General features: G+C 70.5%; 11 protein-coding genes. 3 read left to right on the top strand and 8 right to left on the bottom strand.

Annotated elements, in window-relative coordinates; genetic code table 11:
• Positions 1 to 19 precede the first annotated feature (19 nt).
• The 3 genes from ACZ6WH_RS17980 to ACZ6WH_RS17970 all read left to right on the top strand — a co-directional run bounded on the left by ACZ6WH_RS17980 (position 20) and on the right by ACZ6WH_RS17970 (position 3,391).
• Entirely contained in the window at positions 20 to 1,141 is a 1,122-nt protein-coding gene (locus tag ACZ6WH_RS17980) for a DUF1269 domain-containing protein (RefSeq protein WP_469729395.1), read from the top strand.
• Positions 1,142 to 1,171: 30 nt separating this feature from the next.
• Complete coding sequence (locus ACZ6WH_RS17975; protein WP_432863194.1) at positions 1,172 to 1,591, top strand: SHOCT domain-containing protein; 420 nt, start codon at positions 1,172 to 1,174, stop codon at positions 1,589 to 1,591.
• A gap of 75 nt (positions 1,592 to 1,666) precedes the next feature.
• Positions 1,667 to 3,391 (top strand): alpha/beta hydrolase, encoded by a 1,725-nt coding sequence (locus tag ACZ6WH_RS17970; RefSeq protein ID WP_469729394.1) that lies wholly within the window; start codon positions 1,667 to 1,669, stop codon positions 3,389 to 3,391.
• A gap of 52 nt (positions 3,392 to 3,443) precedes the next feature.
• Here ACZ6WH_RS17970 and ACZ6WH_RS17965 read toward each other — a convergent pair whose 3' ends face one another.
• The 8 genes from ACZ6WH_RS17965 to ACZ6WH_RS17930 form a co-directional block, all read right to left on the bottom strand.
• Positions 3,444 to 4,136: a lysostaphin resistance A-like protein gene (locus ACZ6WH_RS17965; RefSeq protein ID WP_469729393.1), complete on the bottom strand. Its 693-nt coding sequence runs from the start codon at positions 4,134 to 4,136 to the stop codon at positions 3,444 to 3,446.
• Between the two features lie 55 nt (positions 4,137 to 4,191).
• Complete coding sequence (locus ACZ6WH_RS17960) at positions 4,192 to 5,898, bottom strand: MFS transporter (protein ID WP_469729392.1); 1,707 nt, start codon at positions 5,896 to 5,898, stop codon at positions 4,192 to 4,194.
• On the bottom strand, positions 5,891 to 7,375 hold the full coding sequence (locus ACZ6WH_RS17955) for an alpha-amylase (protein WP_469729391.1): 1,485 nt from the start codon (positions 7,373 to 7,375) through the stop codon (positions 5,891 to 5,893). Before ACZ6WH_RS17955 ends, ACZ6WH_RS17960 begins: the two co-directional genes overlap by 8 nt.
• On the bottom strand, positions 7,372 to 10,065 hold the full coding sequence (locus ACZ6WH_RS17950) for an MGH1-like glycoside hydrolase domain-containing protein (RefSeq protein ID WP_469729390.1): 2,694 nt from the start codon (positions 10,063 to 10,065) through the stop codon (positions 7,372 to 7,374). The genes ACZ6WH_RS17955 and ACZ6WH_RS17950 overlap by 4 nt, the downstream gene beginning before the upstream one ends.
• Positions 10,066 to 10,184: 119 nt before the next feature.
• Positions 10,185 to 10,946 carry a sulfite exporter TauE/SafE family protein gene (locus ACZ6WH_RS17945; RefSeq protein ID WP_469729389.1) on the bottom strand — a complete coding sequence of 254 codons (762 nt, stop codon included), beginning with the start codon at positions 10,944 to 10,946 and terminating at the stop codon, positions 10,185 to 10,187.
• A gap of 105 nt (positions 10,947 to 11,051) precedes the next feature.
• The gene (locus ACZ6WH_RS17940) at positions 11,052 to 12,725 is read right to left on the bottom strand and encodes a glycosyl hydrolase family 28-related protein (protein WP_469729388.1); all 1,674 of its coding nucleotides are present in this window, start codon (positions 12,723 to 12,725) and stop codon (positions 11,052 to 11,054) included.
• A gap of 112 nt (positions 12,726 to 12,837) precedes the next feature.
• Positions 12,838 to 12,996 carry a hypothetical protein gene (locus ACZ6WH_RS17935; protein WP_469729387.1) on the bottom strand — a complete coding sequence of 53 codons (159 nt, stop codon included), beginning with the start codon at positions 12,994 to 12,996 and terminating at the stop codon, positions 12,838 to 12,840.
• Positions 12,997 to 13,166: 170 nt separating this feature from the next.
• Positions 13,167 to 13,730: a flavin reductase family protein gene (locus tag ACZ6WH_RS17930; protein WP_469729386.1), complete on the bottom strand. Its 564-nt coding sequence runs from the start codon at positions 13,728 to 13,730 to the stop codon at positions 13,167 to 13,169.
• Positions 13,731 to 13,770: the final 40 nt, after the last annotated feature.

The raw sequence follows: 13,770 nt of genomic DNA, 5'->3' as shown, positions 1-13,770 counted from the left end.
CTATCGAGGGAGGCATACGATGACCGAGACCGGGCCCATACAGCTGTTGGTGATCACCTTCGGCCCGGATGCGGCGTTCGAGGGGCGAATCCTCGACGAGCTGACGGAACTCACGGCTGCGGGCCAGATACTCGTCCTGGACCTGCTGGTCGTACGGAAGGACACCAACGACGACCTCGTCGCCCTCGGCTATCAGGCCGAGGGGATGGGTGACACGATCAGCGCGCTGCTCGGACTCGGACCGGGCAGCATGCGGGAGGCGGAGAAGGCGTTTCCTTCACTGGCCCCGGGGCGAGCCTTCGGGCTGGCCGCGGATGACATCCGAGAGGTGGCGGATGCGCTGACTCCGGGTGCCACAGCGGGTTTCCTCCTCCTGGAACACCGGTGGGCGAGGAAGCTGAAAGCTGCGATCCGCGAGCAGGGCGGCGTTCCGCTCGCGGAGGGCTTCCTCACCGAGGAGGCGATGGCCCCCGTAGCCGCTGAACTGCTCGCCGCCGCCGCGCGCCTCGACGAAGGGGCGGCAGAGGAACCAACGGAACGGACGACCGAACCGGCGACCGAACGGACGACGGGTGAATCCGCGGGCGGGCTCACCGTCGACACCCCCGACGAAACGCACAGGGCCGGTGCCCGGCCCGTTGCCCAGGAGGTTCCCATGACCGGACTGGTGGTGCTCGGCTTCTCCGACAAGGAACAGGCCGAAGCCGTCATGCGTCTCAGCAGCCAGCTCTCCCGTGAAGAACTGCTCGACCTGGAGGACGCCGCGCTGGCCTGGCGCAGCCAGGACGGCAAGGTGCACGTCCAGCAGTCCCACAACACCACCGCCAAGGGAGCGGGCACGGGTGCCCTGTGGGGAACGCTGTTCGGGATGCTCTTCCTGATGCCGGTCTTCGGCGCGGCGGCGGGCGCGGCGACCGGCGCCGTCGCGGGCAAGCTCCGGGACGTCGGTCTGAACGACGCGTTCATCAAGGAGACGGCCGGCGCCCTGGAGCCCGGACGTGCCGCGGTCTTCGCACTCGTACGGAAGTCCACTCCCGACCGGGTGCGGGAAGCCCTCCGGCCCTTCAACCCCACGGTTCTGCACACCTCGCTCACCAAGGAACGCGAAGACGAACTCATCGCCGCACTCCACGGCGTATGACCGCCGGCAGGCGAAAGGAAGGAGAAGTCCATGAGCGGTTCCGTCACCCTCGCGTACGACTATCCGCTCCTCGGGGTTTTCTGGACCACGTTCGTGCTGTTCATGTGGGTGCTGTGGTTCTTCCTGCTCTTCCGCGTCATCGGCGATGTCTTCCGTGACGACGGGCTGAACGGGTGGGCCAAGGCGGCCTGGATCATCTTCGTGGTCGTGCTGCCGTTCATCGGTGTCCTGGTCTACGTTCTCGCCCGGGGCCGCGGCATGGGCCGGCGTGAAGTGAACAGGGCACAGGCGCAGCAGGAAGCCTTCGACAACTACGTCCGCCGGACTGCGGCGACCGGCACGCCCCGGACCAGCCAGGCCGACGAGCTGGCGAAGCTCTCCCGGATCAGGGAACGCGGCGACATCTCGGACGACGAGTTCCAGCGGGCGAAGGACAGGATCCTGCACTGACCTCGGTCATGCACTGACATCGGTCACACCGGTCGCTGCTCTGTCCTGGTGCGGCCTTCCGGACGGAGGGTAGCCATGGCGGAAAACACTCCAGGGCCACCGGCCGGCCCGTCCCGGAGGGCGGATGCCGCGGCGGCGGACGGCCCACGCCCGTCGCCGGGGTCCCGCAAACGCCGGGAGGCGCTGTCCGTCACCCTCCCCGGTTGTTGGGGAGCGCTCCTGTTCGCCTGTCTCTCCTACACCCCGTCACTGCTCCCGCGCGGCGGCATCCTGCAGGGCCTGATATGCGGCATCAACGCCGCCCTCGGGTACGGCGCCGGCGTGCTCGCCGCGTGGGTGTGGCGCGCGTTCGCCGATCGCGGGCCACGGCCCCCGCAGCCCAGGTCCTGGGCCGCCTTCTTCGTCAGTGCGGCCATCCTGTTCGGTCTCTTCTTCGGCTTCGGGCAGTACTGGCAGCACGAAATCCGCCGGCTGATGGGGGTCACCCACTACAACATCCCGCTCGCCGTGATCTCCCCCCTCATCGCGGCCCTGGTCTTCGCCCTGCTCCTGCTGACCGCACGCGGCATCCGCGGCCTGTACCGCAGGCTGAAGGGGCTGCTGAGGCGCTGGATCGGGCCGCGCGCTGCGACCGCGGTCGGCTGGATCCTGGTCGCCGGACTCGTCTGGGCGGTCGTCACCGGCCTGCTGCTCAACGGCTTCGTCGGCGTTGCCAACAAGGCGTTCTCGCTGCGCGACACCACGACCGAGGAGGGGGTGCACCAGCCCTCGTCGAACCTGCGCTCGGGCGGACCCGGCTCGCTCGTACCGTGGGACTCGCTGGGCCGGCAAGGGCGGAACTTCACCGCCACCGGCCCTTCGGCGAAGGACATCGCGAGGTTCACCGGCGGCCCCGCAAGGCAACCGATCCGGTCCTATGCCGGGCTGGCATCGGCCGGCAGTGCGGAGTCCCGGGCCGCCGAAGCGGTCGCGGACCTGACCCGGCAGGGCGGCTTCCGGCGCGCGAACCTGCTCGTGGTGACGACGACCGGGAGCGGCTGGGTCGATCCCGCGGCGGTGGACACGTTCGAGTACCTCAGCGGCGGCGACTCGGCCACCGTGGCGATCCAGTACTCCTACCTCCCGTCCTGGCTCTCCTATCTGGTCGACCAGACCAAGGCACGCGAGGCGGGCCGCGCCCTCTTCGACGCCGTCTACGACGACTGGTCGAAGCTGCCGCCGGGTGACCGCCCCCGGCTGTTCGTCGCCGGGGAGAGCCTGGGGTCGTTCGGCGGCGAGACCGCGTTCAGCGGCGAGTACGACCTGCGCAACCGCACGAACGGCACACTCTTCGCCGGCCCTCCCGCCTTCAACACACTGTTCCGGGAATTCAGCGACCGTCGTGACGCCGGCAGCCCCGAGGTCCTCCCCGTCTACAAGGACGGACGCACCGTACGGTTCGCCAACGATCCGGCGACCGGGATCCCCCCGGCGAACCGGCCCTGGAAGGACAGCCGGGTCCTCTACCTCATGCACCCGTCCGACCCGATCGTCTGGTGGAGCCCGCGCCTCATCCACAGCGAACCGGACTGGATCGGCCAGCACCCGGGCGACGACGTACTCAAGCAGATGGTGTGGCTTCCCCTCGTGACCTTCTGGCAGGTCACCGCGGACCTTCCGTTCTCCACCGATGTCCCGGGCGGCCACGGTCACGCGTACACCACCGAGTACGTCGACGCGTGGAACGCCGTCCTGCGGCCGGCGGACGTCACCGCCCAGGACCTCGACCGTCTCAAGGACATCATCGCGGCCGGGAAGTGACAGCGTGGCGGTGCACGCCGCCGCCATACGGCGCGTGCCTGCCACAGGCAGGTCAGCGCAGCAGCAGGAAGCCCGCCAGATAGCCGAAGGCGTTGACCGCCCAATGCAGGCCCATGGGCGCCAGCAGGCTGCCACTGCGGCGGCGCAGCTCGCAGAAGAGCACGCCCGCGGCCCCGGTGAACAGCACCGCGGCCACGACGGCGGCCACCGCACCGAGCGCGGACCGTCCGAACACCGGCGCCAGCGCGGGCTTCACGCTCGCCAGTTGCAGCGACGGCAGGACGTGCCACAACCCGAACAGCACACTCGACACCGCCGTCGCCCACACCGCACCCCGGGCCCGGCGCACCAGTCCGTACAGCACGCCCCGGAAGGCGACCTCCTCCAGCAGCACCGTTCCGAGGGGCACGGTGACGAGGACACGCATCGCCACCTGACCGCCGGTCAGCGTGCTGTACCGCTCGTCCGCGAACAGGGCACGGGTGGCCGGCAGCAGCGCCGCCGCCGCGTAAACCACGCCGACCAGCCCGATCAGCACCGCGGCCCAGCGCGCGCCACGTCCCAGCGTGGCAGGGTCCAGCCCCGCATCCGCCCAGGTGCCTCCGGCTCGGAAGAGCACCCCCAGCAGCAGCGCGCCGGCGACGAGGGCGGTCAGCCACCCCCACGCGGGCAGCCAGTGGTTGTTGGCCAGATTGGCGGCCACCAGCACCGCCACGGTGACAGCCACGGCCGTGCCGGTGCCCATCGGCCGCGGTGTGCGGGAGGGACGGGGACCCCTCCCCTTCGCCCCGCGCCGGAAGTCACGCATGCCGCCGCCGGTCCCGTGCGGGAGCCGGATTCCGTGCGGCCCGAGGCAGCCGTGCCGCCAGTGCGGCGCCGGACAGGGCGAACACCCCCATGGCGGCCATGGCCGCGGTCAGGCCGTCCTCACGGGCCAGTGCGTTGATGCGTACCAGCTCGTCGGCGGGCGGCCCGGTGATGCCCCGCTGGTCCAGCTCGGCTCGCAGCTGCTGGTCGCTCACCGCGGTCGCCTGGACGCTGTGCTCCAGTGCGTGCTCCACGGTGGCCTTCTGGCTGCTGGTGAGGGCGGTGCTGGTCCGGGCCGAGGCCAGCACGGTACTGAGCAGAACGCCGATCATCAGCGCGCCGGCCAGTGCGATGCCCAGCGACTGGCCCAGGTAGGAGAAGCTGCGGGAGAGTCCGGCGACATCGCTGACCCGGTCCTCGGCCGCGGAGGACTGCACGAGATCCGGGAGCAGCGTGCACAGGCCGAGTCCGAGACCGGTGACCGCCAGCCCGGGAGCGATCTTCAGGCCGGAGCTGACCGGCTCGAACGCGAAGACGATCATTGCGGCACCGGCGGCGATCAGCAGGAAACCGACGATGATGAGCGGCTTGCGTGTCGTGCGTCCCCTGCCGACGGCACGGGTGCCGGCCGCCGCGCCCAGGACGAGCATCACGGTCGCCGGGAGCAGCGTCAGTCCGCTCTCCAGGGCGTCGTAGTCCAGCGTCGTCTGCACGAAGACGGGGACGAGGAAGAACACCCCCGCCAGCACGAGGAACTGCAGGCCCAGGGACAACGACCCCACGCGTGTGGTCCGGTTGCGCAGGACGGCGGGACGGACGAGCGGATCCCGTCCGGTGCGTATGCGGTGGCCCTCCCACCAGGCGAACAGCGCGAGCACGACGAGGCCGGACAGTCCGAGCACCAGCGTGGGCGAGACCTGGCCTTCGTCGAGTACGGTGCGGCCGGACACGACGACGTCGGTGCGTGCGGTGAGCAGCCCGTACCGGCTGGCCAGCAGGGTGCCGAGCACGATCAGTCCGAAGCCCAGCGCCGACAGAACGGCGCCCAGGATGTCGAAGGACGGCTGCCTGACGGCTTTCGAGGGCGGTGTCCGGTGCCGGCTGATGAGGACGACAGCGACCGCCGTCACGACGGTCTCCAGGAGGAACGAGACCCGCCAGCTCAGATAGCGCGTGATCACGCCGCCGAGAAGGGGGCCGAGCGCGGCGCCCACTCCTGCCGCCGCGCCGACGAGGGTGAGGGCGCGGGTACGCGCGGCGCCGGTGAAGGCCAGGGTGGCGATGGACAGGATCGCCGGGAAGACCAGGGCCGCGCCGATGCCTTCGAGCAGCGACCAGCCCAGGAGCATGACCGGCAGCCCCGGGCTCAGCGCGGTGACCAGGGCGCCGCATCCGTAGAGGGTGGCGCCGAGGGTGAACATGCGCAGGTGCCCGACCCGGCTGCCGAGTTTGCTGCCGGTGATCATCAGCGCGGCCATGACCAGGGCGTAGAGCGAGATCGCGGACTGCACTCCGGTCAGTGTGGTGTCGAGGTCGGTGACGATGTCGGAGACGGCGACGTTCATGGCGGTCGAGTCGTACGCCATGAGCAGCTGCTGGGTCGCGATGACGGCAAGGACGACCCGGGCGGCGCCCGCTCCCTCCCCGGTCCCCCGCCGAGCGGCCTCCCCGGCCCCCGCGGATTCCCGACGGTCAGCCACGGCCCGGCTCGACCGCGAAGAGATGCACGCCCCAGGCGTCCAGGTCGACGAAGAGTCCGGGGCCGGTCACTTCGCGACCGGAACGTTCGTACCGGGAGTCGTCCAGCAGACCGGCCAACCGCACCTGACTGTCTGCCAGTTCGGCCCACGGCAGCCGTACCCTGGCCTGGGAGCGATGTCCGGCGAAGTTGACGACGCTCACGAACCGGCCGGTCTCCCCGGTCCAGCACCAGGCGAGCAGAGCACGGTGGGAGGCGTTGTCCGGCCAGCCCTCGCACTCCAGGAGGCGCCAGTGGCCGTTGCGCATTCCGGTGTTGCGGACGGCTGCCAGGAGCCGCTCGTGGAAGGCCCGCAGCCCGGCGTCGGGCGGCTCCTCGGGGCGCCGGGTCAGGAAGACCGGAAGGTGCGTGCGGCGGCCGGTGAACTGGCCCTCGTGCCACAGCGTCGCGCCGGGGAGGGTGGCCGTCATGACGGCCGCGGCGCGTTCCTCCGGCGGGCCGAGGTGCGCTGCCACCCTCGGCTCGTCGTGGTTCTCCAGGAAGCGTACGAGGCGGCGCTGGTAGTCCTCGCCCGCTCGCAGGTGCGCGCGCACGGCATCCGCGCTCCCGTGCAGGATCCGGTCGTACAGGCGCTTGTCGTAGCAGAAGTCGAACCCCTGCTGCTGCAGGGCCCATTCGAGGTCCCAGTACGCCTCGGCGACGAAGGTCATGCCGGGGCGTCGCTGCCGCACGCCGGACAGGACGGCGGGCCAGAAGTCCTCCTCGGGCGGCGGGCCGGCATGGCGTTGCCAGGTCCTGGCGAAGACGTCGTTCATCAGCAGCATGGCCATGTCGCAGCGGACGCCGTCGCAGAGCTCACCGATCCGGGCGAGCACGTCCGTGGTGGCCGCGCGCAGCTCCGGCGCGAACGCGTTGAGCTGGACCACGTCCGGCCAGGGCGGGAAGAACGGGTCCCGGCCACGGGCGAGGATCCGGCCGCCGGCCTCCAGGTAGGCGGCCGGGTCGCGGCGCAGATCCTCGGCGGTGCCCTGGACGAAGTACTCGGGGTGCTCGCTCACCCAGGGGCTGTCGGGCGCGAGGTGGTTCGGTACGTAGTCGAGGATCAGACCGATGCCCCGGCGGGCCAGCTCGGCGCGTGCCGAGGCGAGCCCCGCGTTGCCGCCCAGCGTCTCGTCGACGACATAGCGGCGGATGCAGTACGGCGATCCGGCGATGTCCTCCTCCGTCACATCCGGCAGTGCCTGCTTGAAGGCACTGCGCAGCGCCGGGTCGCGCAGGGCGATGTCCCGGCCCACGTCGCTGCGTTCCCACACCCCCATGAGCCAGACGGCGTCGACGCCCTGCGGGGTGATCTCGTCCCAGGCGTCCTTGGGCACGTCGCCGAGGCCGGCCGGGCGGCCGGGACGGGCCTGGAGTTCGCGGAGCCACACTCGGGTGTTGACCTCGTGGATGACCGGCTGCGCCGGGAGTTTGGTCATGGTGTCCGCCTCCGGGCGGGGTCGGCCTGGAAGTCCTCGGGCGTGAGGTTCCCGAAGGTGCTCATCAAGGTGGCGACCAGGCCCGTCCAGCCGGTCTGGTGGGCAGCGCCGATGCCCGCGCCGTTGTCGCCGTGGAAGTACTCGTGGAAGGAGATCAGGTCGCGCCAGTGCGGATCGTTCCGGAACTTTTCCTGACCGCCGTACACGGGCCTGTGGCCGTCGGCGTCGCGCAGGAAGAGCCGGGTGAGCCGCGCCGAGATCTCCTCGGCGACCTCGTAGAGGTTCATCCGGACGCCGGATCCGGTGGGGCATTCGACGGTGAAGTCGTCTCCGTGGAACGCGTACAGGTTGAGCAGCCCGCGGATGATGAGGGCGTTCATGGGGAACCACACGGGCCCGCGCCAGTTCGAGTTGCCGCCGAACATCCCGGAGTCCGATTCGGCGGGCAGATAGCCGACCCGGTATTCCTCGCCGTGCACCCAGAAGGTGTAAGGGTGCTCGGCGTGGTGGCGGGAGAGGGACCTGATGCCGTACGGGCTCAGGAACTCGTCCTCGGAGAGCAGGTACGCCAGGACTCGCAGCAGCTTCTTCTCGTCGACGACGGAGAGCAGCCGGGGGCCGCCGGGGACGCCGCTCCGAGCCGAGGCCAGGGTGGCGGTGAGCGAGGGATGCCGGTCGGCGAAGCGGCGCAGCCGGTCGCCCAGTCCGCGTACCTTGGCCAGCTGGGCGGGCCGGAACACGGTGGCGGCGCACAGCGGGAGCAGGCCCACCATCGAACGGACCTTCAGCCGGACCGCCTGCCCGTCCGGCAGCCGCAGGACGTCGTAGAAGAAGCCGTCCTCCTCGTCCCACAGATCGTCCGGCAGGTCACCGGTGCGGTCCATGGCGCCCGAGATCCACATGAAGTGCTCGGCGAACTTGAGCACGTGCTCCTCGTAGACGGCCGGGTTGTGCTCGACCAGTTCCGCGGCGATCTGCAGCATGTTCTGGCAGTACAGGGCCATCCACGCGGTGCCGTCGGCCTGTTCCAGCTGCCCTCCGGTGGGCAGTGGCGCACTGCGGTCGAACACGCCGATGTTGTCCAGGCCGAGGAAGCCGCCCTGGAACACATTGCGGCCCGCGGGGTCCTTGCGGTTGACCCACCAGGTGAAATTGGTGAGCAGTTTCTGGAAGACGCGCTCAAGGAAGTCCCGGTCGGCCAGGCCGGTACGGCGCTGTTCCAGGACGTAGAGGAAGTAGGCGGCCCAGGCGTGGACCGGCGGATTGACGTCGGTGAAGTTCCATTCGTACGCCGGGATCTGACCGTTGGGGTGCAGATGCGTGCCGCGCAGCAGCAGTTCGAGCTGCTCCTTCGCGAAGTCCGCGTCCACCACCGCCAGCGCGAGGGTGTGGAAGGCCAGGTCCCAGGCGGCGAACCACGGGTACTCCCACTTGTCCGGCATGGCCACGATGTCGTCGCTGACCATGTGGAACCACTCGTGATTACGCATCGCCCGGGGCGGCATGTGCCACGGCTCCAGGCCGTGGTCGGCGAGCCAGGCCTCCACATCGAAGTGGTAGTACTGCTTGCTCCACAGCATCCCGGCCAGCGCCTGGCGCATGACACGCGCCTCGTCCTCGGTCGCGCCGTCCGGGAGCAGCGTGCGGTAGAAGGCGTCCGCCTCGGCCCGCCGGTCGCGGAAGACGCGGTCGAAGTCACGGGCCAGGGGCATCGGAGAGCCGGTGGGCGCCAGGCGCAGCCGTACGGTCTCGCTGCCGCCCGCCGCGATGGTCAGGGTGTAGTGCGCCGCGGCCTTGGTGCCTTCGCGCGCGGGGTTGACCGCCTCGGTCTCGCCGCCCACGACGTACCGCCCGATGCCGTCCTTGACGTAGGGCGAGGCGTTGGGCGATCCGAAGAGCCGTTCGTTGTTGGTCTCGTTCTCGGTGCACAGCAGCGGTACCTGGCCGCCGCACCTCAGCTCGTAGCTGCCCAGGCCGGGGTGGTCCGCCCGGAGCGCGGTCGTGCCGCGCGGGCTCTCGACGGCGGCCAGCCGGGGCTTGCCGGCCCCCTCCCGCCAGGACCAGGTGTTGCGGAACCAGAGCGTCGGCAGCAGGTGCAGTGCGGCCTCGTCCGGTCCGCGGTTCTCGGCGGTGATCCGGATCAGGATGTCGTCCGGCGCGGCCTTGGCGTACTCCACGGTGACGTCGAAGTACCGGTCGTCGTCGAAGATCCCGGTGTCCAGCAGTTCGTACTCGAACTCCTGCCGGCCGCGGGCCCGGTTGGTGGCCACCAGGTCGTTGTACGGGAACTCGCCCTGCGGGTACTTGTACAGGTACCGCAGGTAGGAATGGCTGGGCGTGCTGTCGAGATAGAAGTAGTACTCCTTCACGTCCTCGCCGTGATTGCCCTCGCTGTTGGTCAGCCCGAACGCCCGCTCCTTGAGGATCGGATCGCGCCCGTTCCACAGCGTGACCGCGAAGCACAGCCGCTGCTTCTCGTCGCAGATGCCGCCGAGGCCGTCCTCGCCCCACCGGTAGGCGCGCGACCGTGCGTGCTCGTGCGGGAAGGAGGACCAGGCGTCCCCCGACTCGCTGTAGTCCTCCCGGACCGTGCCCCACTGCCTTTCGCTGAGGTACGGCCCCCACAACCGCCACTTCCCGCCGGTCTCGGCGGCCGCTCCGGTCCGCTGCGTCTGCGCCTTCGTCGTCATCCGCGTACTCCCTCACCGCACGGTGGGACTCCGGGACGGCGTCAGTCTGGCGAGGGTTATCCGGTCGTGCATCACCTGATGCGGGTGAGCGTCCCGGCCCGGCGGCCGGCTCGCGCGCGTCAGCGCAGCAGCAGCTGCAGCCCGCCGAGCACCGTCGCTCCGATCACCAGGCGCTCGAAGAGCCGCTGGTTGATGCGGTTCACGCACCGCTTGCCGAGGTAGGCACCGGGGAGCACGAAGAGCACGAGGGCCGCGTCCAGGAGCAGTGACCGGGCGTCGATCAGGCCGAGGCCGGCGCTGAAGGGCAGCTTGGAGGTGTTGACGATCAGGAAGAACCAGGCCGAGGTGCCGAGGAAGCCGAGCTTCTTGAAGCCGGTGGAGATCAGATAGAGGGACATCACCGGGCCGCCCGCGTTGGCCACCATGGTGGTGAATCCCCCGAGCACACCGTACGAGCGGGTCTTGAGGCGGCCACCGCCCGCCGCGCCCTCGTCCTCCCGCTCCCCCGCTGTGCTCGCGGCGCGTCTGCGCCATACCGTGACCGCGGCCATGAACAGCAGGATCGCGCCGATCGAGATACGCACCACCGCATCGTCCGCCCACAGCATGAACAGCGTCCCCAGCACCACGCCCCCGGCAACCGCGGGGAACATCCGCCACAGCGTGGGCCAGTGGGCATGGCGCCGGTAGGTGAGCACCGCCAGCACATCCCCGACGATCAGCAGCGGCAGCAGCACTCCGGTGGATGCGCGGGCGGGCAGTACGGCCGCGAACACGGCGAGGCTGATCGTATTGGCCCCGCTGACGGCGGTCTTGGAGAAGCCGACGAGGGCTGCGGCAGCAGCGAGCGCGAGGAATTCCCAGAGGGTGACAGTGAGCATAGGGAGACCGATGCTATGCCCATCGATTCCGGGGCCGCATGACCGGGGACACATGCATGACCGGGGTCGGGTGCGCGGAAGCGGAGTCGTCGCCGTCCGTACCGGTCATGGGCGCAGTCGCCGCTGTGCTTCGTACAGATTCTGCGGCCGGACCGCTTCGGGGCTGCCGTAGGCCGCCAGCCTGCCGTGCAGGTCACCGGCGAAGTCCGGGACGTCGATCTGGTCGAATTCACGGACCGGGGAGATGCCGACGGTGGCGCTGTACGGGGCCAGTCCGTCGATCTTCACCAGGCCGGCCCGTCCATTGGTGACGCGGATGTTCCAGTGGGTGAACCGTGCGCCGAAGAGGGGGCCCGCGCTGGCGTCCCCGCCGTGCCGGCCGTTGTTGTCCAGCGTGATGTCGGTACGGACGTTCGCGAAGGGCATCCCGCGGTGGCTGTCGAACGTACCCATCTCCATCCGGCCGCGTGACCAGACGTTGTAGCTGGACAGGCCCTCGACGTTGATGCCGTGCAGCTGGGTGCCCGGCGGCGCGGGGACGGTGCGCTCCTCGATGGTGAAGTCCTCGACGAGGTTGTCGTGCGAGCCCTCGCGGCAGAAGTACGGATGGTGTGCGCCGCGGCCCGTCACCCGGGTGGTGCGCAGGGTGCAGGCGGAGGCCGCGACGAATCCGAAGCCGTTGTCGACGTGGCGGACGGTCACGTCCTGCGCCCAGCAGTCGTACGCGCACTGGAGGACGACACCGTTGTAGCCCTTGTCGAGCAGGTGCGGCGATTGCGGCGTCTCGACGGCTTCGAGGGTGAGCCCTTCGACGCCGGCACCCGTCAGTGCCCGGACGTGGGTGGTGAGCTGCGGGTGCCACTCCGGGCGTATGTCGAGCGGGATCGGACGCTCGAAGGTCACCGTGCGCGCGTTGACGTGTGCGATGCGCACCGGCCACTCGTAGGGGACATAGCTGGTGAGCTTGGTCTTGTCGTCCCAGACGTACGCCTCGGGGCCGGGGCCGCCCCCGGCCATGTGCTCCAGGAGGGTGTGGTCCGGATCGTCGGCCAGGCGCAGCAGGACCAGGTCGCCGCGGGAGAGGCGGGCCGTGTCGTCGACCGTCACCGTCCAGGAACCGCGGCGGGCGGGGTGCACGGCGGTGAGCGGGCGCCACTCGTCACGCCGGTTGCCCGTCCAGCCCTCGAACGGCCACTCCTGCTTCTTGACCGCCGTGACCAGCGAGTCCCAACGGGCGGTCGGGCAGAGCCAGATGAGGCCGCCCGCCCAGGACCAGCTGGACTTGTCACCGCCGTACCGGCTGCCGTACGGGCCGATCAGCTCGGTCAGGTTCTTGGTGGCGTGGAGTGTGGTGCGGCCGCTGCCCGCGCCGCGCAGGACGACGCCGTCGTGGCCGATGCGGATGACGTCGTCGATGCGGTAGGTGCCGGGCGGGAGGGTGACGGTGCCGCCCCCGCGCCGGCCCACCGTCTCGATCGCGCGATTGATGGCGGGAGCGGCGTCGGCCGAGCCGTCGGCGGCCGCACCGAGATCGCGTACGACATCGATGTCCCGCACGCCGGCGCTCCGGGCGGCGACGGGGCGGCCGTCCGGTCCCGCACCGGCCCGGCAGCCCGCCCGGCCCACGTACGGAATCTGCGGGTGCGTGAAGGGCCGATCGCTGAACTCGCCCCAGAGGTCCGCACGGTGACCGGCCGCCGTGGCCGCGGCGGTGGGCAGTGCGGCCGACGCGGCGACGCCGATCGCACTGCCCAGCAGGGTGCGTCTACTGATCTCCATGAGCCCGCCTTCCATGGATATGAACGATGTTCATAAGAGCGACGAGCGTGAGGATGCCACGGGCGCACCGGAAGGCGGAAGGGGCACGCGAGGGGCTGTTGGTGAGAAGGACTCAGCGGACCTGCTCGTGCCGGTGCGCGGGTTTGTTCGGCGGGCGGGTGGGCGCCTTGTCGGGACGCCGCTGAGTCGGCTGCTGGGCCGGCCGCCGGGTCACGGACGCCGCGATGCGGGGGGTGAGCGGTGAGTTCGTGGTGCGGGACGCGAAGGGCATGGTCCGGGCTCCTGCCTGGTCGAAACAGTCGATCGTGGATCGTCGATTCCCAGGAGAAGCGCGTTCCGGAAGGCACACCCGGGTGGATACACACCACTTCCCAAGGGCATGCCTCCGTTCCGAAGCATGTTCGACGCGTGCCCGTCCTCTCCCCCGGCAAACGTTGAGCTCTACCGCCGGGGCACCGCGGAAGGACCGGTGTCGCGGGGTGCGCCGGCCGGTACGTGGGTGCCGAATCGGCGGCGGTGGTAGGTGAGCGGCCCGGCGTCTTCGCTGACGCGCGCCTCGGTGACCAGGCCCGCTGCGATGATGTGGTCGCCGCCCGGGAGGAATTGGTCCACGGCGCAGGCGAGCCAGATGCTGACATCGGCGAGCCGTGGCAGCCCGGATTCCTCGTACCAACGGACCCCGGCGAACCTGTCGGAGCCCTTGCGGGCGAAGGCGCCCGCAAGGTTTTCCTGGCCTGCGCCGAGGACGTTGAGGGCGAAGCGGTGTGTGCGGCGCAGCACGGCCAGCAGGCTGGAGTTCTCGTCCAGTGCGACCATCGCCATCGGCGGGTTCCTGGACAGGGAGGCGAACGCGCTCACGGTGGTGCCGTACGGCGTGCCTCCCTCGGCGGTGGTGACGACGGAGACGGGCGTGGCGACCTCGGCTATGGCCTGCCGGAAGAGCGTGTCGGAGACGAGGTCGGCGCCGGGGCTGCGGGTGGTGGGTGCGGTGTCGTGTTGAGGCATGTCGGTTGCTTTCGGGGGCCGGCGGGGCTGGGCAGGGGGC

The sequence above is a fragment of the Streptomyces sp. NPDC050806 genome (assembly GCF_055586425.1).
This window is presented reverse-complemented; position numbering and strand designations above follow the sequence as displayed.